At 60.1% G+C, this 18,902-nt stretch carries 16 protein-coding genes; 4 read left to right on the top strand and 12 right to left on the bottom strand.

Going from position 1 to position 18,902, the window contains the following annotated elements:
- The first annotated feature begins 10 nt into the window (after nucleotides 1-10).
- From glpA to glpC, 3 genes are read left to right on the top strand one after another with little or no spacing between them, the layout of a single operon-like run.
- The gene (gene glpA, locus ACSPHG_RS07350; protein WP_435952835.1) at nucleotides 11-1,630 is read left to right on the top strand and encodes an anaerobic glycerol-3-phosphate dehydrogenase subunit A; all 1,620 of its coding nucleotides are present in this window, start codon (nucleotides 11-13) and stop codon (nucleotides 1,628-1,630) included.
- Complete coding sequence (glpB, locus tag ACSPHG_RS07345; RefSeq protein WP_435952834.1) at nucleotides 1,627-2,886, top strand: glycerol-3-phosphate dehydrogenase subunit GlpB; 1,260 nt, start codon at nucleotides 1,627-1,629, stop codon at nucleotides 2,884-2,886. Before glpA ends, glpB begins: the two co-directional genes overlap by 4 nt.
- Nucleotides 2,883-4,082, top strand: coding sequence for an anaerobic glycerol-3-phosphate dehydrogenase subunit GlpC (gene glpC / locus ACSPHG_RS07340; RefSeq protein ID WP_435952833.1), 1,200 nt, complete (start codon nucleotides 2,883-2,885; stop codon nucleotides 4,080-4,082). Before glpB ends, glpC begins: the two co-directional genes overlap by 4 nt.
- A gap of 3 nt (nucleotides 4,083-4,085) precedes the next feature.
- Here glpC and ACSPHG_RS07335 read toward each other — a convergent pair whose 3' ends face one another.
- Together ACSPHG_RS07335 and ACSPHG_RS07330 are read right to left on the bottom strand one after the other, a co-directional pair.
- Nucleotides 4,086-5,282 carry a nicotinamide mononucleotide deamidase-related protein YfaY gene (locus tag ACSPHG_RS07335; protein ID WP_435952832.1) on the bottom strand — a complete coding sequence of 399 codons (1,197 nt, stop codon included), beginning with the start codon at nucleotides 5,280-5,282 and terminating at the stop codon, nucleotides 4,086-4,088.
- A gap of 101 nt (nucleotides 5,283-5,383) precedes the next feature.
- Complete coding sequence (locus ACSPHG_RS07330) at nucleotides 5,384-5,926, bottom strand: YfaZ family outer membrane protein (protein WP_435952831.1); 543 nt, start codon at nucleotides 5,924-5,926, stop codon at nucleotides 5,384-5,386.
- Nucleotides 5,927-6,189: 263 nt separating this feature from the next.
- On the opposite strand from ACSPHG_RS07330, the gene katA reads away from it, so the two are divergent.
- Entirely contained in the window at nucleotides 6,190-7,638 is a 1,449-nt protein-coding gene (gene katA, locus ACSPHG_RS07325) for a catalase KatA (RefSeq protein WP_435952830.1), read from the top strand.
- Nucleotides 7,639-7,653: 15 nt separating this feature from the next.
- Here the strand turns inward: katA and menE are convergent, their stop codons facing one another.
- The 10 genes from menE to nuoM form a co-directional block, all read right to left on the bottom strand.
- Nucleotides 7,654-9,009 carry an o-succinylbenzoate--CoA ligase gene (menE, locus tag ACSPHG_RS07320; protein ID WP_435952829.1) on the bottom strand — a complete coding sequence of 452 codons (1,356 nt, stop codon included), beginning with the start codon at nucleotides 9,007-9,009 and terminating at the stop codon, nucleotides 7,654-7,656.
- Nucleotides 9,010-9,018: 9 nt separating this feature from the next.
- Complete coding sequence (gene menC, locus ACSPHG_RS07315) at nucleotides 9,019-9,984, bottom strand: o-succinylbenzoate synthase (RefSeq protein ID WP_435952828.1); 966 nt, start codon at nucleotides 9,982-9,984, stop codon at nucleotides 9,019-9,021.
- A complete protein-coding gene (menB, locus tag ACSPHG_RS07310; protein WP_435952827.1) occupies nucleotides 9,984-10,841 on the bottom strand; it encodes a 1,4-dihydroxy-2-naphthoyl-CoA synthase in 858 nt (285 codons plus the stop codon). Before menB ends, menC begins: the two co-directional genes overlap by 1 nt.
- Nucleotides 10,838-11,617: a 2-succinyl-6-hydroxy-2,4-cyclohexadiene-1-carboxylate synthase gene (gene menH / locus ACSPHG_RS07305; protein ID WP_435955964.1), complete on the bottom strand. Its 780-nt coding sequence runs from the start codon at nucleotides 11,615-11,617 to the stop codon at nucleotides 10,838-10,840. Before menH ends, menB begins: the two co-directional genes overlap by 4 nt.
- Nucleotides 11,617-13,287: a 2-succinyl-5-enolpyruvyl-6-hydroxy-3-cyclohexene-1-carboxylic-acid synthase gene (gene menD, locus ACSPHG_RS07300; RefSeq protein ID WP_435952826.1), complete on the bottom strand. Its 1,671-nt coding sequence runs from the start codon at nucleotides 13,285-13,287 to the stop codon at nucleotides 11,617-11,619. The genes menH and menD overlap by 1 nt, the downstream gene beginning before the upstream one ends.
- 82 nt (nucleotides 13,288-13,369) lie before the next feature.
- On the bottom strand, nucleotides 13,370-14,671 hold the full coding sequence (gene menF, locus ACSPHG_RS07295; protein ID WP_435952825.1) for an isochorismate synthase MenF: 1,302 nt from the start codon (nucleotides 14,669-14,671) through the stop codon (nucleotides 13,370-13,372).
- 121 nt (nucleotides 14,672-14,792) lie between these two features.
- On the bottom strand, nucleotides 14,793-15,092 hold the full coding sequence (gene elaB / locus ACSPHG_RS07290) for a stress response protein ElaB (RefSeq protein ID WP_435952824.1): 300 nt from the start codon (nucleotides 15,090-15,092) through the stop codon (nucleotides 14,793-14,795).
- 105 nt (nucleotides 15,093-15,197) lie between these two features.
- The gene (locus ACSPHG_RS07285) at nucleotides 15,198-15,647 is read right to left on the bottom strand and encodes a GNAT family N-acetyltransferase (protein ID WP_435952823.1); all 450 of its coding nucleotides are present in this window, start codon (nucleotides 15,645-15,647) and stop codon (nucleotides 15,198-15,200) included.
- A gap of 198 nt (nucleotides 15,648-15,845) precedes the next feature.
- Nucleotides 15,846-17,303 (bottom strand): NADH-quinone oxidoreductase subunit NuoN, encoded by a 1,458-nt coding sequence (gene nuoN, locus ACSPHG_RS07280; RefSeq protein ID WP_435952822.1) that lies wholly within the window; start codon nucleotides 17,301-17,303, stop codon nucleotides 15,846-15,848.
- A gap of 6 nt (nucleotides 17,304-17,309) precedes the next feature.
- Nucleotides 17,310-18,839 carry an NADH-quinone oxidoreductase subunit M gene (gene nuoM / locus ACSPHG_RS07275; protein ID WP_435952821.1) on the bottom strand — a complete coding sequence of 510 codons (1,530 nt, stop codon included), beginning with the start codon at nucleotides 18,837-18,839 and terminating at the stop codon, nucleotides 17,310-17,312.
- Nucleotides 18,840-18,902 lie beyond the last annotated feature (63 nt).

Below are 18,902 nucleotides of genomic sequence, written 5' to 3'. Positions count from 1 at the left end.
GGAGAAGAGCATGTCGACGGGAAGCAAAGAACGGGATGTCATTATTATCGGCGGCGGCGCAACCGGTGCGGGAATTGCCCGCGACTGCGCCCGGCGGGGGCTGCGCGCGCTGCTGCTCGAAAGACACGACATCGCCACCGGGGCGACGGGCCGCAACCACGGATTGCTGCACAGCGGCGCTCGCTATGCAATGACCGACGGTGAATCGGCCAGGGAATGTATTGAAGAAAACCGCATCCTGAAGCGCATCGCCCGCCACTGCATCGAACGTACCGACGGCCTGTTTATCACCCTCCCCGAAGACGACTTAGCCCTCCAGAGCACGTTTATCGCCGCCTGTAAAAGTGCCGGAATTAACGCCCAGCGGCTCGATCCTCACGAAGCGCTGCGCATCGAGCCCGCCGCTAACCCACAGCTTATCGGTGCCGTTCGCGTACCCGACGGGACGGTCGATCCGTTTCGCCTGACGGCGGCCAACATGCTTGATGCCAGGGAACACGGCGCGGAAATTCTGACCGGGCAGGAGGTCACCGGCCTGATACGCAGCGGCGACCGGGTAACCGGCGTGCGGGTCTTCAACCACCAGACTCATGAGCATCACGATTTATATGCCAGCGTAGTGGTCAACGCCGCGGGGATCTGGGGGCAGCGCATCGCCGAATATGCGGATTTGAGCGTGCGCATGTTCCCGGCCAAAGGGTCGCTGCTGATCCTCGGCCACCGCATTAATAACATGGTCATCAACCGCTGCCGCAAGCCTGCCGATGCGGATATCCTCGTGCCAGGCGACACTATTTCGCTGATCGGCACCACCTCCACCCATATCGATTACGATCGCATTGACGATATGCGCGTCACGCCGCAGGAAGTGGACATCCTGATCCGCGAAGGTGCCAAGCTTGCGCCGAAGCTTGCCTCCACCCGCATCCTGCGCGCCTATGCGGGCGTGCGCCCGCTGGTGGCGAGCGATGACGATCCCTCCGGGCGCAGCGTCAGCCGGGGCATCGTGCTGCTGGATCACGCGAAGCGCGACGGCATGGAAGGCTTTATCACCATTACCGGCGGCAAGCTGATGACCTACCGTCTGATGGCCGAATGGGCGACCAACGCCGTTTGTGAAAAGCTCGGCAACAATCAACCCTGCACCACCGCCGCCACGCCGCTTCCGGGTTCTGAAAACTCGGCGGAAGAGACAATTCGCAAAGTGATTTCTCTGCCGCCGACCATCCGCCGCTCCGCCGTCTGGCGACACGGTGACCGCGCCGACCGGCTGCTGGCGGGCGATCGGCTCAGCAACAGCCTGGTCTGCGAATGTGAAGCGGTTACCGCAGGGGAAGTGCGCTACGCCGTCGACAGCCTCGCGGTAAAAAACCTTGGCGATCTGCGCCGCCGGACCCGCGTTGGCATGGGCACCTGCCAGGGCGAACTGTGCGCCTGCCGAGCCGCCGGGCTGTTACAGCGTTTTGGAACGTCTACGCCCGCCCGCTCGCTGGACCAGCTTTCGGCGTTTCTCAACGAGCGCTGGAAAGGCATTCGGCCCATCGCCTGGGACGACGCCCTGCGGGAAAGCGAATTCACCGCCTGGGTTTACCAGGGGCTGTGCGGGCTGAAAAAAGGAGCCACCCAATGAAATTCGACAGCTTGATCATCGGCGGCGGACTGGCTGGCCTGACGTGCGGTATCCGCCTGGCGGAAGCGGGCCTGCGCTGCGCCATTGTTAGCCGCGGGCAAAGCGCGCTGCACTTCTCGTCCGGCTCGCTGGATTTGCTGGCTGAACTGCCCGACGGGACGCCCGTTGAACAACCTTTGAAAGCGCTCGAAGCCCTGGCACAGCAGGCGCCGCAGCACCCATACAGCCTGATGGGCGCGCAGAATGTCCTGCGTTATGCGGTCGAAGGCGAGGCGCTGCTTGAGCGATGCCTGGTGAACCTTCAGGGCAGCTGCCAGCAAAATCACCAGCGAATTACCCCGCTCGGCACGCGGCGGCCAACGTGGCTCAGCCCGGCGGAAATCCCCGTTGCGCCGCTGCCCTGGAAGCGCATCACCGTCGTCGGCATCGCGGGATTTTTGGATTTCCAGCCGGAGCTGGTCGCCGGTTCGCTTACGGAACTTGATATCAAGGTAAAAACCGCCGAGCTTACGCTGCCCGAGCTGGACGTGCTGCGCAATAACCCGAGCGAGTTCCGGGCGGCCAACATTGCCCGCGTGCTGGACAAACCTGAACAGCAGCGCCTGTTGGTTGCCGAGCTAATACCGCTCGCCGAAGATACCGACGCCCTGTTCCTGCCCGCCTGCATGGGCAGCGACGACTCGCAGGCCTTCCAGGCGATAAGCAGCAGGCTGCCCTGCCCGCTTCGCCTGTTGCCAACGCTGCCGCCGTCGGTGCTCGGCATGCGGCTGTACAACCAGCTCCGCCGCCGTTTTCAACGGCTCGGCGGGCTAATCATGCCCGGTGATGCCGTGCTCAAGGCGGACATCAGCGAGCACTGGGTCAAGGCGATATTCACCCGCAACCACGGCGACGTGCCGCTTCGAGCCGATCGCGTGATTCTTGCCAGCGGCAGCTTTTTCAGCAGCGGCCTTGAGGCGAAGTTCGCCGGAATTCGCGAGCCGGTTTTCGGGCTGGACGTTCTCGCCCCCGCCGCGCGCGCGGACTGGTGCCGCGAGGACTTTTTCAGCCCGCAGCCCTATCTCCAGGCGGGCGTTGCAGTAGACGAACATTTCCACCCGCTCATCGGCGGGCGGTCAGTTAACAATCTTTATGCCATCGGATCGGTGCTGGCCGGGTTTGACCCGCTCCAGCAGGGATGCGGTGCCGGCGTGTCGATAACTGGCGCGCTACACGTGGCCCAGCAAATCCTTGCCGCTCAGGAGGCCCGCCCATGAGCCTGCTCGATGAAACCAGTTTTGAAAAATGCATTAAATGCACGGTCTGCACCACGGTATGCCCGGTCAGCCGCGTAAACCCGGATTACCCCGGCCCGAAACAGTCCGGCCCGGACGGCGAGCGCCTGCGGCTGAAGGATGCCGCGCTGTATGACGACGCGCTAAAATATTGCACCAATTGCAAACGCTGTGAGGTGGCGTGCCCGTCGGACGTCAAAATTGGCGATATCATTCAGCGCGCTAAGGCACGCTTCGCGAAACCTGGATTTAACCTGCGCGATGCGATCCTAAGCCACACGGACCTGATGGGCACGCTTTCCACGCCGTTTGCTCCGCTGGTCAATACCGCCACCTCCCTTAAACCGGTGCGCGCCCTGCTGGATAAAACGCTGCGCATCGATAGCCACCGCGAGCTGCCGAAATATTCCTCCGGCACCTTCCGCCAGTGGTATCGCAAACAGGCCGCGCAGCAGAAAAACTATGCGGAGCAGGTGGCGTTTTTCCACGGCTGCTATGTGAACTACAACCACGCGCAGCTCGGTAAAGACCTGGTGAGCGTGATGAATGCGCTGGGGTTCGGCGTGCAGCTGCTCGACCGCGAGAAATGCTGCGGCGTTCCGCTGATCGCTAACGGCTTCATTGAGAAAGCGAAGAAACAGGCTGGCATCAACGCCGAATCGCTGCGCAAGGCCGTGCTGGAGCGCAACCTGCCGGTCATCGCCACCTCGTCAACCTGCACGTTTACCCTGCGCGACGAATATCCGCACGTGCTGGACGTCGATACGCGTCCGATGCGCGACCATATCGAACTGGCAACCCGGTTTATCTGGAAGCAGCTCGAGGCGGGGCGCGAGCTGAAGCTGAAGGCCCGCCCGATGCGCATCGCCTACCACACGCCGTGTCACATGGAGAAAATGGGCTGGTCGCTGTACACGCTGGATCTGCTGCGTCGCCTGCCGGGCGTGGAGCTGGTGTTGCTTGAATCCCAGTGCTGCGGCATCGCGGGCACCTACGGCTTCAAGAAGGAGAATTACGGCACGTCGCAAAGCATCGGCGCGCCGCTTTTCGAGCAGATCGAGGCCAGCGGCGTGGATCTGGTGGTGACGGACTGCGAAACCTGTAAATGGCAGATCGAAATGTCCACCAGCAAAAATTGCGAGCACCCGATTACCCTGCTGGCACGGGCGCTCGCCTAACGGTCAGACCTCGATCGCCTCGACGACGTTGATCCAGCCGTGCTCGGCGGCAACATCCCAGCCGTTGAGCCAGCGCCGCAGCATGTTTAGCGCCATCATGGCGCAAACTTCCTGGCGGGTTCGCAGCCCGTGGCGGTTGACGTTAAACCTGACGCGCAGCCCGTGCGTGCAGGTCGGCGTATGAAGAGCGAAGTTCAGATGCTCGTCGTGCAGGGAGCCAACAACCAGCGACAGCCCGCAGCCGCTTTGCTCCGCCAGGTCTTTAGCCCGCTGCGTGACCTCTGCGAGCGTTTCTGAAACCGGTGCCAGCACGCTGCTATTGCCCAAAGGCGCATCGGCGCTGGCGAGCTGCAGGCACAGCAGCCCTGCGGTGAACTGCTCGCTCACGGCAAGACGCACCGCCTGCGACTTCAGGCGCGTGGCAAGCTGGGCGGGCAGCCCTTCCGTCCCTTCAAAAATCGCGCTTTCACCCGCAACGTTCTGCACCTGCGGCCATACGGCCTCCATTTCCCGACGCAGGCTGGCAGGCCCGGTCAGCTTCAGCTCGATTATCGGCATCGACGAACGGTAGCCCATCACCGCGCCTTCCGGCAGCGCCAGCGGCTCAAGCTTTTGGGCAAGTTCGCTTTCCGAGCGGCCAAACGTCGTCAGGCGCAGGCATACCGGCGGCTCGGGCAGCGTAAAGCGTTCGCGAAGTCGCGGCATGATTTGCCTGTCGATCATTTCTTTGAATTCGGAGGGAACGCCGGGGGTGAAAAACATCAGGCAGCGGTTTAACTGCATGGCGAATCCGCAGGCCGTGCCGACCGGGTTGTCGACCATTTCGCTGCCCGCGGGAATCAGCGCCTGCTTGCGGTTGCTGGGGGCCATAACGCGCCCGCGCTCGGAGAAAAACTGCTCCATGTGGCGCAGCCATTCCCGGTGCTCAACAAGCTCAACGCCCGCGGCACGCGCCGCCGCCAGCGCGCTTAAATCGTCGCTGGTTGGCCCAAGGCCGCCGTTGACGATAAGAATATCGGCGTGTTCGCTGCGCTCTTTGAGCACCGCGATCAAATCTTCAAGACTGTCGCCCACCGTGTTACGGCGCGACATGGGTAAACCTTGGTTAAAAAAGTAATCGGCAAGCCAGGCTGCGTTGGTGTCAATGATTTGACCGTACAGCACTTCGTCGCCGGTTGAGAGCATTTCCACTTTTATCATCGTTTTACTCCGCGGGAAGATAACGATTCACTATACCCCAGGCGCGGAAAGATGAGCGGAGAAATGAAGGGCCACGGCAGAACGCGGTAGCCCTAAATAGCTTAGAAACCTGCGCTTACGCCAACATACGGGCCGTCGGCAACGGCACTGTCGCGATCGCCGTCTTTGCCTGCCAGGCCAATATAGCGGTAACCGGCTTCGACGGTGATGGGACGCATGATGGTCCAACGCGCGCCCGCGCTAGCTTCCTGGTAGTCTTTCACGCCGCTGGACAGGGAATCCGGGGAGTAATAGTAGTCGCCGAACACGGAGAAACTGTCGCTGATAGGCCATTTCAGACCGCCGCCGACCGCTACCGCATAACCCTCTTCGCTACTTTTCGGATTCAGGTACAGACCTTTACCGCCGACGGTTGCCATAAACGGGCCCAGCGGCACGTTTAAGCCCAGGCCAAGGCCGACAACATCGCCGTTGTCATCGTTGTGCGCATAGTTGCCGCTAACCGCCAGACCGCTGGTGTCGGTGCCAAAACCTACGCCAACGTTGGTGTATTTTTCGCCCGCTTCACCGTTAATGCTGATGGCATTGGCTGCCGCTGATACCAGCGCCAGGCCCGCGACGCCCGCCATGAGTAATTTGTTCATTCCATGCTTCCTGAGATAAATAAAATCGATAACCCACAAAAGAGGCCGATTGTACCGCCCGGATTCATGTAATCAATGTGTTAGAAAATGCTAATAGCCATTCTATTGTAAGAAAATGAAAATGATCGGCAAAAACGCGACAGGATCAAGGAATAGCAGTGATAGAAAGTGCCACATTGCGCTCAGGGCATGGTCTGCTGAAGAATAAACACAGTTTTAATCACGCAGTTATGCCTGATATTTCCCTTTACATGGAGACAAAGATGAGCAAGAAAGGATTAACCACCGCCGCAGGCTGCCCTGTCGCGCATAATAACAATGTCGCTACCGCAGGCCCACGCGGCCCAATGCTGTTACAGGACGTCTGGTTCCTTGAAAAACTGGCACACTTCGATCGCGAAGTGATCCCAGAGCGCCGCATGCACGCCAAGGGTTCCGGCGCGTTCGGCACCTTCACCGTCACCCACGATATTACCCCGTTTACCCGCGCAAAACTGTTCTCCGAAGTCGGCAAAAAAACCGATCTGTTTATTCGTTTCTCGACCGTTGCGGGCGAGCGCGGTGCCGCTGACGCAGAACGCGATATTCGCGGCTTCTCGATGAAATTCTATACCGAAGAAGGTAACTGGGATTTGGTCGGCAACAACACCCCGGTGTTCTATCTGCGCGACCCGCTGAAATTCCCGGATCTGAACCACGTAGTGAAGCGCGACCCGCGCACCAACCTGCGCAACGCGACCTACAAATGGGATTTCTTCTCCCACCTGCCGGAAGCGCTGCACCAGCTGACCATTGACTTCAGCGACCGTGGCCTGCCGCGCTCGTATCGTCATATTCACGGATTTGGTAGCCACACCTTCAGCTTTATCAACCACGACAACCAGCGCTTCTGGGTGAAGTTCCACCTGAAAACCCAGCAGGAAATCGCCAACCTGATGGATGACGAAGCGGCTGCGATTATTGCTAACGACCGTGAAAGCTCCCAGCGCGATCTGTTCGACGCCATCGAAAACGGCGATTTCCCACGCTGGAAGTTCTACGTTCAGGTGATGCCGGAAGCCGACGCGTCGAAAACGCCTTACAACCCGTTCGACCTGACCAAAGTCTGGCCGCACGGCGACTATCCGCTGATTGAAGTGGGCGAGCTGGAGCTTAACCGCAACCCGGATAACTACTTCGCAGACGTTGAACAGGTCGCGATGTCTCCGGCGAACGTCGTGCCGGGCATTGGCTTCTCCCCTGACCGCATGCTGCAGGGCCGTCTGTTCTCCTACGGCGATGCGCACCGCTATCGTTTAGGCGTCAACCACCATCAGATCCCGGTGAACGCGCCAAAATGCCCGTTCCACAACTACCATCGCGACGGCGCGATGCGCATTGATGGCAACAGCGGCAACGGCCCAACCTATGAGCCAAACAGCTTTAGCGTCTTCCAGGAGCAGCCTGATTTCAGCGAGCCGCCGTTAAGCCTCGAAGGCGCGGCGGACCACTGGAACCACCGTGAAGATACCGACTACTTCAGCCAGCCGCGCGCGCTGTATAACCTGCTGAGCGAAGAGGAGCATCAGCGCATGTTCCAACGTATCGCGGGCGATATGAAAGACGTGCCGGAGTTTATTCAGGAACGCCAGATTGGCCTGTTCAATCAGGTTCATCCTGAGTACGGCGCGGGCGTTGCCAACGCGCTGAAAGCGTTGAAAGAAGTGAAGTAAGACCCTCGCGGGGAGCTAGCTCCCCGCAACCCATTCCTGTAATGCTTTTCGTGAAATCTTAATCCCGCCCTGCCTGACGCACTCGGGTAGACGTAGCCAGCGAATCGGCTGCTGAAAGCGAGCGACTTTCCCCAGCATCCAGCCTTCCAGCTCCGACACGTCGAAATCCTCTACCGCATCAATTACCGCAACCGGGCGATGGCCAAATTCGGCGTCGGCAACCGGCACAACAAACGCCTGTTTGACGGCAGGATGCGCAACGATAGCCCGCTCGACCTCTTCCGGCTGAATGCCTTCTCCGCCGCTGAAAAACAGGTTGTCGAGGCGGCCAATAATCGTTAGCCGCCCGCCCTTTAATTCGCCCCGATCTCGGGTTGTGAACCAACCTTCATCGTTGACCAAGGGTACGAGGCAGCCTTCGCGCCAGTAGCCGCTTGCCAGGCTTTCGGCACGGATCCACACTTCATCATCGACGATTTTCACCTCGCGGCCCGACAGGGCTTCGCCCACGTCCGGCTCGCCGTCGGCGCGTTTGGCGCACACCGTCGAGGCCAGTTCCGTCAGCCCGTAACCGCACCAGCAGCGCACGCCCCGGGCCTCCGCCTGCTGCGTCAGCTCGACCGGAATCGCAGCGCCGCCGAGCAGCACCTCGCGCAGCGCCAGCGGCCGGTTTTGCTCCAGCAGACGCCACAGCTGGGTGGGTACCAGCGAGGCATGGGTGCAGTCTTTCAGTGCATCAGCAAGCGGATGCAGGGGCCGCACTACCAGCCCGCCGCCCGCCAGCAGCCAGCGCCAGAGAATCCCCTGGCCGGAAACGTGAAACAGCGGCAGAGAAAGCAGCCAGCGGTCGTCCCCGGCGTAATCCATCAACGAAAGCACGCCCGCCGCGCTGGCAAGATGGGCCGCGCAGGTATGCACCGCCGCTTTGGGTAAACCGGTGGAGCCGGAGGTTAAGGTCATGGAAGCAAGACGCTGCGGCAGCCATTCGGCGCTCCACGGCCCCCCATCCTGCAAACGTAGCGCAGGCATCCCCGGTACGGCAGGCTCAGAGCCGAAAGCCAGGCCGAAGCCGATGGTCAGCCCCGGCAGCAGCTCTTCGAGCAGCGCATCGGGAAGCTGGGGATTTAGAGGCAGCACCCGCGCTCCGCACTGCAGGAGCGCGAGCCAAGCCAGCAGCGCCTGCGGGCTATTTTTGGCCCGCAGCGCAACGCCGTCGCCCTCTTTCACGCCCTGCTGGCGAAAGCCGCCAGCCAGGGCATCGATGCGCTCACAAAGCGTTGTCCAGCCCAGCGTTTCGTCCGCGAGATACAGCGCGATGCTGTTCCCACGCCGTTTCGCCCAGTGACGCCACGGCCAGTCGTTAAATTCCATCGTTAAAACTCACAGCAGCCGCTCAAGCCGTTCGACGGGCCAGCACGGCAGCGGGCTGTTGGGCCAGGTGCGCACTAGCTGAGCCTGCATCAGCGAGAGCGTATCGAGGCCTGGAATAGTCTGCGGCGTCAGCCACGCGGCGATGCGCGCCAGCTGCGTCAGCCCAAGGCTGGATTCAATCGACGAACTGATGACCGCGCTCAACCCAAGGCTATGCGCGGTTGCGACCTGCTCGCGCACTTTGGTGAGGCTGCCGGTTAGCGTCGGCTTAATCACCACGGCCCTCAGGCCTGGCTCTGCTTCAAAGGTGAAGTCCGGCTCGCGCAGGCTTTCATCCCAGGCGATGGCAATCCCCGTTTCCCTGGAAAACTCTCGCGACTGCTCGCGGGTTTTGCAGGGCTCTTCGATAAAGGCGATGCGTTCGCGCCACTGCGGATTCACATATTTCGCGAACTGCTGCGCCTTAAGCGGCGTCCAGCCACGGTTGGCGTCGAGGCGCAGGCGCAGATCGGGCATCGCTTCGAGCAGCAGGTTTACCACCATGCCGTCGCGCACCGCCTCGTACAGGCCGACCTTAACCTTCGCGACCTTTTCACCGGGAATCGCTTGCAGCATGGCAAACAGCTCGTCGGGGTCGCCGGTACACAGCGGGGCCGCGCGGTAATCGGCCGCCGCCGGCAGCTCGCCGCTGATTTCCGCCAGCGCGCAGCTCAGGCCGAACGCGACCGATGGCATTTCCGGCAGGACAACATTCGCATCGAACTGCCAGGCCGCCAGCCATTCCATCGCCACGGCCTGCGCCTCGTCGACGGATTCCTGGCTAAAGCCCGGCAAAGGTGATATTTCACCCCAGCCTTCTTTTTCGCCCTGCGTGAGGCGAACCAGCAGGCCGTCGCGCGTTTTCAGACGCCGCTCGCGCAGCACTACTCCGGCATCCATCGGCACCTGAAAGCGCCACAGCCCTACGCTTCGCATTACGGGTTCCGTTTGAATTTGCTGAAGTCTGGCTGGCGTTTCTGGTTGAACGCGTTGCGCCCTTCCTGACCTTCTTCGGTCATGTAGAACAGCATGGTGGCGTTGCCCGCCAGCTCCTGCAGACCGGCCTGGCCGTCGCAGTCCGCGTTCAGCGCGGCCTTCAGGCAGCGCAGCGCCATCGGGCTGTTTTGCAGCATTTCACGGCACCAGCGCACGGTTTCTTTTTCAAGCTCGGCGTTTGGCACAACGGTATTCACCAGCCCCATATCCAGCGCTTCTTTCGCGTCGTACTGGCGGCACAGGAACCAGATTTCGCGCGCTTTTTTCTGCCCAACGATACGGGCCATGTAGGACGCGCCCCAGCCGCCGTCGAAGGAGCCGACCTTTGGGCCGGTCTGGCCGAATACCGCGTTTTCCGCCGCAATCGTCAGGTCGCACATCATGTGCAGCACGTGGCCGCCGCCGATGGAGAAACCGGCAACCATTGCTACCACAGGCTTAGGACAGGTGCGGATCTGGCGCTGGAAGTCCAACACGTTCAGATGATGCACGCCGCTTGCGTCCTGGTAGCCGCCGTAGTCGCCGCGCACTTTCTGATCGCCTCCCGCGCAGAAGGCTTTGTCGCCTTCGCCGGTCAAGATGATGACGCCGATGTTGTCGTCATAGCGCGCGTCGGCCAGCGCGTCGATCATCTCTTTCACGGTCAGCGGGCGGAACGCGTTGCGCACTTCCGGGCGGTTGATGGTGATTTTCGCAATGCCGTCGGTAGATTTGTGGTAGCGAATATCGGTGTAACCTTCCGAGCAGTCCTGCCACTCAACCGGGGCGTAAAGCATTTGTTCATCAGGATAAATCATGGTGTGTCCTCAATAGATTGACGCAATAAAGTGAGCAGGCAGGCGCAAAACGCCGCGGGATTTTCCCTGTGTGCGTTATGCCCGGCAGCGGGAATGAGATGCGGTGTAAGGTGCAGGCCCTGGGCCAAGGCGCGGAATTTTTCATCCCGCTCACCACAAATATAGTGAAAAGGAACGCCGAGATGGCGCAGGCACGCTTGCAGACCGGGCTGCGCGCCGAGCGAGGTGGCCTCAAGCATCATGGCAAGCGACATTGGGTCGTTCTGGCCGCGTTGGGCAACCAGCTCGTCACGCTGTGCCTGTGATAAAGATGCAAACACCGGCTGCTGATACCAGGAGCGGAGCACATCGTGAATCGGCAGTTCGCGCAGGCGCTGCGCCCAGGCATGGTCGGAAGCCCGCCGCGCAAGACGTGCCTCGACGTTCGCCAAACCTGGATTGCCACCTTCAACGATAAGCCCGGCCAGCCCGGTATTTTCACCCTGACAGGCATGATACATCGCCACGCGCCCGCCGAGCGAATACCCCACCAGCCAGTAGTTGAGTATGTTGTAACTAAGTAGCGTGTGGCGCAGCAGTTTATCCACCGCCGCGAACCCGTCCACCTGAATGTCTGCGGAGCCGCCGTGTCCCGGCAGATCCACGCGCAGCTGCGGCCAGTTAGCAAAGGCATCGTTAAACGCTGCCCACTCCCGCTCGCAGCCGAGGAAACCGTGCAGCCAGACCAGGCAGGGCAAATCCGCCCTGCGGCCCGGCATTGCAACGGCGTGCAGCATCATGCCTGGCTTACCTGGGCAAGCAGGTTTTGCAGCGTCTGCGCGCCTTCCGTTTCCGGGACGGTGATCTCGATGATGGTCGCCTGCGGCCACTGCCAGGCGCGGGAAACGATGTCCTGCAGCTCGTTCCAGGTGCCGGGGTTGTAATACGTCAGGCTGAACATCGCCGCCGCGTGGGCAAAGTTCACGTCCTGCGGCATACAGTAAAAGCGTTCGCGCTCCTCGGCAGGCGTCGGCAGCAGCGAGAATATCTGCCCGCCGTTATTGTTAACGATCAGCAGCACGAAGGGAGCGGAAACCTGGCGAAGCAGCGCCAGCGAGTTCATGTCATAAAGCGCGGAAAGATCGCCAACGACGGCAAGCGTCGAACGAGCCGTTGCGCGCTGAACGCCTGCGGACGTTGACAGCAATCCGTCAATGCCGCTGGCACCGCGATTGCCGTAAACCGGATAGCCTGCGGGCATTTGAGCAAAGGCATCCACCAGCCGCACCACCAGGCTATTGCCCACGAAGAGCTGCCCCGCTTCCGGCAGCAGTTCCGGCAGGCGCGCCGCAACCTGCGCTTCGCCAAATTGGGCGGTGCCAAGCGCAACGATATCCTGCGCGTGGCGAGCCAGCGGCTCCAGCTTTTCCGCCCAGGCAGGGCGTTTCTCCGCCGGATGCAGATCCAGCCAGTCGCCGATGTTGCACGACAGGCGGCGTCCACGGTGGTTCGCCGGATCAAGCCTGCCGGGAAGCGGATCGACCAGCCAGTACTCTTCCGGCGCGCAGGTCGCCTGCCATTGCAGGACGCGTTTGCCCGTCAGGCTGCTGCCGAACTGGATGATTATTTGCGCGCGCGCAAGCTCGGTCGTCGCCTGGCTGTTGCTCAGCCACAGATCGGCGCAGGGTAACGGCTGCCCGGTCTGCGACAGCACGTCGCCAATCAGCGGCCAGCCGAGCATTTTCGCCCAGGCCGCGACGCGTTCGCCCTCTTCCGCGCTCATGCGCCCGGCCACGACGACGCCGCGCTTCTGCCGCCAGAAGAACCAGTCGCGCTGTTTGACGATTTCTCGCCCGTAAACTTCGCGCAGCCAGGGTTTTTCGCTGTTCCACCAGTCGCCCAGCTCTTTTTGCCAGCTGATACCGGTGTCGTCCGGCGCGCCGTAGAGCGGCTCGGCGAACGGACAGTTGATATGCAGCCCGCCGCTGAACTGCTGGCCGAGCGCGCTATCGATGGTTGAAACCAGCCAGCGCGCCGGGATGTCCTGCGTTGGGCGAGGTAAATTGACGCTCACGGTCGGATGGCTGCCGAACATGCCCGGCTGGCGAATCGCCTGGTTTGCGCCGCAGTCGATAAGCTCCGGCGGGCGATCAGCCGTTAAGAGAATGAGCTTTTCGCCGGTCAGCCCCGCTTCAATTAGCGCGGGATAAAGGTTTGCCACCGCCGTACCGGAGGTGACGATCACCGCAACGGGTTCACCGCTGGCTTTCGCAAGGCCCAGCGCAAGATGTCCGAGGCCGCGCTCGTCAAAATGGGTGTGGCAGATAAATGCCGAATTCTCAGCGGCCGTTAAGGTCAGCGGCGTGGAGCGCGAGCCTGGCGCAATGCAGACGTGGCGCACGCCGTGGCGGGTCAGCGCTTCAAGGATGACTTGTGCCCAACGGCGGTTAAAGGAGCTTATCGACATGTTCTTGTCCGGAGTCAATTTTGCTGACTCATTATAATTATTGCTGGAATGAATATTTTGATATGAATCGGTAATGTTTCATTCAGAAGGCTGATTTGGTCAGCAAGGTGCGCAATCCTGCGGCTTTATTTTCTATTTCCTGCCATTCCTGCTCGGCGTCAGAACCAGCGACGATGCCCGCCCCGGCGTAAAGCCTGACGGTGGCATTGGTGACTTTGGCCGAACGCAGGGCAACGCAAAATTCGGTTTGATGGCGGGACAGGTAGCCCGCCGATCCTGCGTACCATTCACGTTCGAACGGTTCAAAGTCCTTTATGAATGATTTCGCCGGTTCGCGCGGCAGCCCAGCTACCGCCGCCGTTGGCTGTAGCTGTTCAAGACATACGGCGTCGTCGGCCTTGGCCAGCTCGGTCCAGATACAGCGCCGCAGATGCTGCACCTTGCGCAGGCGAACCACCTGCGGAGGCAGGATATCCAGCACGCCGACCTTCTGCTGCAAACGCTGGCAGATATCTTCCACAACCAGCATATTTTCGCGCTGATTTTTGTCATCTTTTAGCAACCATTGGCCTAAAGACCAGGCGTGATGGTCTTCAACGTGGTTCGCTACGGTGCCCGCAAGCGCTTCCGTGCGCAGCGCAGAGTCGATGCGCCGCCACAGGCGTTCCGGGCTTGAACCCAAAAATGCGCTGTGCGCGTCAAAAACCATCAGGAAGTGGTAACAGCTAAAGTTCACCCGGCGGCTGGCGGCCATGAATGCCGCGGCGGAAACCACCGTTGAAAAATGCAGATCCGTAGCGCGGGCAAGCACCACTTTATCCAACTCGCCGCTGCTAATCGCCTCCGTTGCTTTGCCAATGAGCTGATGCCATTCGTCCTGCCCCGGCTGATGGCGTTCGCTCAAGCACTGGAGATGCAGCGGTAGCAGAGGTTTAGCGGGCAGGATTTGTTCCAAAAAGGCCGCCGCACGGCGAGCGTCTTCCCGCAGCGACGTTTCGCTGTAGAGATGCAGCCAAAGGCAGGCCTCGCCTCCTTTGCGCCGCCATTCAAGACGCGATAAAAACAGGTAGCCCTGCGCTGGGTCAAAGGCGTTAAGACCCCAGATACGCAGCGACGGCGTGGAAGCATGGGCATCAAGGAAGCTTTGGGCATCGGCGAGGGAGGAAAACTGGCGCAGCGCGCCAAGGGCGGCGACTTCATCATCGCCATCGCGCTGCTGCCAGTAAAACTGCGGGTAGACGTGCTGGCAGGCAAGCCAGGCAAGTGCGTCGGAGTCATCGCTCAGGGAAACGTCCACGCACAGGCGCTTGAGGCCGGGGCCATCCGTAAATTCTTCTGTCAATGCCAGCTTGAGCTGTTGCAGCGCGACGGTTACTGAATTCACGTATACCTCATATCCCCGAAAAGCCCTCGATTATACGTGGACATGGCGATAAAAAAAAATCCCACCCAATGGGTAAGATTTCAATTTATCTGGCGCACGGGAATGTGCGCCAGCGCCTCGCCTAGCGTCGGGCTAACAGCAGCCCCAGCACCAGCCCTGCGGCCGCACCGACGCCAATGCCCTGCCAGGGTTTTTCGTGCACGTAATCGTCAGCGCGATACACGGCATGTTTGGCGCGATAGTAGTAGTTATCGGACGCGTGGCTGACGCGCGCTTTAACTTCGTTCAGCGCCTGCTCAGCACGGGCTTTAAGCTCTATGTACTTTTGATCCGCCGGATCGCCGGAAGAACGCAGAACTTCCTCAAGCGTTTCACTAAGCAGGGCAAGATCGTCATCAAGACGGGATTCGAACTGTGGCATTCTTTTTCTCCGTGTCATTTTCGCGAAAGGAAAACTTATTTGCTCGTCCGCTAACTATAGACAACGGCGGTCATTTTCGCCTGTCGCTTTGCCGAAAGGCTGCGGCTAGCGGTTTGCCATCCCGACGTGCGGGATGCCGTCCTCATCATAGACGTCGGTCACCGTGTGGAAGCCAAAATGCGCGTAAAACGCCTGCAGGTGCGCCTGTGCGCCAAGGTAGACGGCGGTTTCCGGCCAGTGTCGCTGGCAGGAGGCCATCGCCTGTTCCATGAGCTGATAGCCAAGCTTTTCACCCCGCGCGCTGGAGTCAATAATCACGCGCCCGATGGTTACCGGCTCGAATTCGTTTTCGCTTTTGAGGATTCGAGCATACGCCACCAGCCTGCCGTCGCGCCAGCCGAGCAGATGGCGGTTTTCCCCCACCAGGTCGTCGCCGTCGATATCCTGATAGGGGCAGTGTTGTTCCACTACAAATACGGCGCAGCGCAGAGCGAGCAGCGCGTACAGGTCGGTAACGCTCAGTTCAGAATGGTGCAGGTCCTGCCAGTTAATCATGATGAAGGTTTCCTGTTTAGGTGCGGTGGATGGCGCTATCGCTTAGCCACCCTACAAAATGCGCATTCGTAGGGCGGTAAACGAAGCGCCATCCGCCAAAGATAGATAATTAGCCACCCTACAAAAGACGGCGATAGTTTTCTAGCGTCCATAAAAAAACCGTCGACTAGCGACGGTTTTTACGGACTTCGATTCAGCTTACATCAGCGGTTTCGCGAGCTGTACCAGGTCGATCAGCGGCTGAGGATAAACGCCCAACAGCAGAACCAGCACGGCGGAAATCAGCACCACGACGCCGCCCGCGGTGAACGCCCAGTTGGTTGGGGTATCGCGGTTGAGCTGCTGAGGCGCACTCAGATACAGGCTCACGGTGACGCGCAGGTAGTAGTAGAGGCCGATGGCGCTGCCCAGCACAACCGCGCCGGTCAGCCACCACAGGTGCGCCTGAACGCCCACTGCGATGATGTAGAACTTACCGATGAAGCCCAGCGTCATTGGAATACCCGCCAGGGAAAGCATCATCACCGTCATTACCGCAGACAGAACCGGCTTGTGCCAGAACAGGCCACGATAAGAGTACAGGGAATCTGCATCCGGGCCACGGTACGGGCTGGACATCAGGCTGACCACGCCGAACGCGCCGAGGCTGCTGAACAGGTAGCCTGCCAGGTAAACGCCCACGGATTCCATCGACATGCTGCCGCTTTGCAAAGCGATCAGCGCCACCATCAGGTAGCCAAGGTGCGCGATGGAGGAGTAACCGAGCAGGCGTTTGATGTTGGTCTGGCTCAGCGCCATCAGGTTACCGAAGAGGATCGAGGCGAAGGCAATAATGCCCAGCACCACGCGAACCGCTTCGCTATCGCCCACCGGCGCGTAGAGGAACAGACGCATCACCACGCCAAAGATGGCGATTTTGCTGGCGGTTGCCAGGAAGGTGGAAACCGGAGCAGGCGCGCCCTGGTAAACGTCTGGCGTCCACAGGTGGAACGGCACCAGCGACAGCTTGAAGCCCAGGCCAACAATCATCAGGCCAAGGCCCGCGAGCAGCAGCGGCTCGTGCAGCATGTTGTCCGCAAGGCTCTTGCCGAGGCTAACAAACGACAGGCTGCCGGATTCCGCATACACCAGCGCCATACCGAACAGCAGGAAGGAAGAGGCTGCGGCGGACAGGATGGTGTATTTGATGCTGGCTTCAAGCGAGCGCTTCTGACGGAAGGCGTAGCCAATCAGGCCAAACAGCGGCAGTGAAATCAATTCAATGCCGAGGAACAGCGCGGCCAGGTGGTTAGCGTTCGCCAGCAGAATGCCGCCCAGGGCGGCAATCAGCACCAGCAGGTAGAACTCTTCGCGGTTGTCGGTGTAACCCTGCAACCATGGGTAGGCGAAGGTGCAGGTTGCGAGGCTTGCCAACAGCACCAGGCCGGTATAGAGCATGGCGTAGCCGTCGACGCGCATCAGCGGAGTGACGTCCATTGCGCCCGCCTGCCCCACGAACCACAGGGAGACGAGAGCGGCGTTAAGGCCAATTACGGAAAGTGTTGCATTAACAAAATGGTCGCGTCGCCACGCTATGGAGAGCATCACAACCACCACCGTCAATCCGACGATCAACAGCGGCAGCAGCGCGATCAAATGTTGAGGAGTTATAGTCATGGCGAATTACGGCCTTGTAGTTGGAATTGAACTGGTAAACCACTGCTGAACGTTACTCATCGCAGCGTGCGAGGTATCCAGAATTGGCTGCGGATAGAAGCCCAGCAGGACTAACAGCACCACCAGCAACAGGATGATAAAGAACTCGCGCAGCGACATTCCCGGCAGTTGCTTATCGCTGATTTCGCTTTTCGCTTTACCGAAGTAAGCGCGATGCAGCATCGCCAGAGAGTAAACGGAGGCAAACACCAGACCGAAGGTCGAAATCACGGTGATAACCGGCACCACGTGGAAGCTGCCGAACAGGATCATGAATTCGCCAACGAAGTTACCGGTGCCCGGCATCCCAAGGGTTGCCACAGCAAAGAACATCGACAGACCCGGCAACCATTTAATTTTATTCCACAGGCCGCCCATCAGGCGCATGTCACGGGTGTGCAGGCGCTCGTAGAGCTGACCACAGATGATGAACATACCCGCAGCGGAAAGGCCGTGAGCAATCATCTGAATAACCGCGCCCTGGTAAGCCAGCTGGTTGCCGGTGTAAATCGCAATCAGCACGAAGCCCATGTGGGAAACGGAGGTATAGGCAATCAGACGCTTGATGTCGGTCTGCGCGAAGGCCATCCACGCGCCGTAGAAGATGCCGATAACGCCCAGCCACATGGCAATGGGGGCAAATTCAGCGGAAGCTTCCGGGAACAGCGGCAGCGAGAAACGCAGCAGGCCGTAAGCGGCGGTTTTCAGCAAGATCCCCGCGAGGTCAACGGAACCCGCCGTTGGCGCCTGAGAGTGCGCATCCGGCAGCCAGCCGTGTAGCGGAACCACCGGCATTTTCACCGCAAACGCGATAAAGAAGCCCAACATCAGCAGCCATTGGACGCCGTGGGACATCGGCGTTTTCAGCAGCAGCTCGTAGTTAAACGTCCACACGCCGGTCGCGTTGTAGTGCACAAACACCAGGCCGAGGATGGCAATCAGCATCACCAGGCCGCTTGCCTGGGTATAGATGAAGAACTTGGTGGCGGCGGTGATACGCGTCTTCCCATCGGAGGCTTTGTGGCCCCACAGCGCAATCAGGAAGTACATCGGCACCAGCATCATTTCCCAGAAGAAGAAGAACAGGAACATGTCGATGGCAAGGAACACGCCGATAACGCCACCGAGGATCCACATCAAGTTTAAGTGGAAGAAGCCCTGATACTTTTCAATTTCATTCCAGGAACACAGCACCGCCAGTACGCCGAGCAGGCCGGTCAGTACGACCATCAGCAGCGACAGGCCATCCAGCGCGAGGTGGATTTCAATGCCGAAACGTGGGATCCACGGCAGGACAAATTCAGACTGCCACTGCGGCAAGCCTGCGGCCTGCGTCAGAGAGTAGCCACCCTGCAACCACAGTTGCAGCGAAAGTGCCAGAGTCAGCCCCATGGTCACCAGCGCGATCCAACGCGGCACTTTCACGCCGAAGCGTTCGGTTTGCCAGCAGAAGAAGCCGCCAATAAAGGGGATTAATATTAGCCAGGGTAATAGCATGGCATTTGTGTCCCTAAGTCAAAATAAACCAAAACATCACTCACTTGCCCTTCCTTCGTAGGG

The sequence above is a fragment of the Dryocola baronae genome (genome assembly GCF_051297175.1).
Classification (GTDB): Bacteria; Pseudomonadota; Gammaproteobacteria; order Enterobacterales; family Enterobacteriaceae; genus Dryocola.
Note: the sequence above shows the minus strand (reverse complement) of the source record. Positions and strands in the feature narration are given on the sequence as shown.

Coding starts and splice junctions, on each gene's coding strand:
- glpA (WP_435952835.1), top strand. CDS start 11: ATGTCGACGGGAAGCAAAGAACGGGATGTCATTATTATCGGCGGCGGC.
- glpB (WP_435952834.1), top strand. CDS start 1,627: ATGAAATTCGACAGCTTGATCATCGGCGGCGGACTGGCTGGCCTGACG.
- glpC (WP_435952833.1), top strand. CDS start 2,883: ATGAGCCTGCTCGATGAAACCAGTTTTGAAAAATGCATTAAATGCACG.
- ACSPHG_RS07335 (WP_435952832.1), bottom strand. CDS start 5,282: ATGATAAAAGTGGAAATGCTCTCAACCGGCGACGAAGTGCTGTACGGT.
- ACSPHG_RS07330 (WP_435952831.1), bottom strand. CDS start 5,926: ATGAACAAATTACTCATGGCGGGCGTCGCGGGCCTGGCGCTGGTATCA.
- katA (WP_435952830.1), top strand. CDS start 6,190: ATGAGCAAGAAAGGATTAACCACCGCCGCAGGCTGCCCTGTCGCGCAT.
- menE (WP_435952829.1), bottom strand. CDS start 9,009: ATGGAATTTAACGACTGGCCGTGGCGTCACTGGGCGAAACGGCGTGGG.
- menC (WP_435952828.1), bottom strand. CDS start 9,984: ATGCGAAGCGTAGGGCTGTGGCGCTTTCAGGTGCCGATGGATGCCGGA.
- menB (WP_435952827.1), bottom strand. CDS start 10,841: ATGATTTATCCTGATGAACAAATGCTTTACGCCCCGGTTGAGTGGCAG.
- menH (WP_435955964.1), bottom strand. CDS start 11,617: ATGCTGCACGCCGTTGCAATGCCGGGCCGCAGGGCGGATTTGCCCTGC.
- menD (WP_435952826.1), bottom strand. CDS start 13,287: ATGTCGATAAGCTCCTTTAACCGCCGTTGGGCACAAGTCATCCTTGAA.
- elaB (WP_435952824.1), bottom strand. CDS start 15,092: ATGCCACAGTTCGAATCCCGTCTTGATGACGATCTTGCCCTGCTTAGT.
- ACSPHG_RS07285 (WP_435952823.1), bottom strand. CDS start 15,647: ATGATTAACTGGCAGGACCTGCACCATTCTGAACTGAGCGTTACCGAC.
- nuoN (WP_435952822.1), bottom strand. CDS start 17,303: ATGACTATAACTCCTCAACATTTGATCGCGCTGCTGCCGCTGTTGATC.
- nuoM (WP_435952821.1), bottom strand. CDS start 18,839: ATGCTATTACCCTGGCTAATATTAATCCCCTTTATTGGCGGCTTCTTC.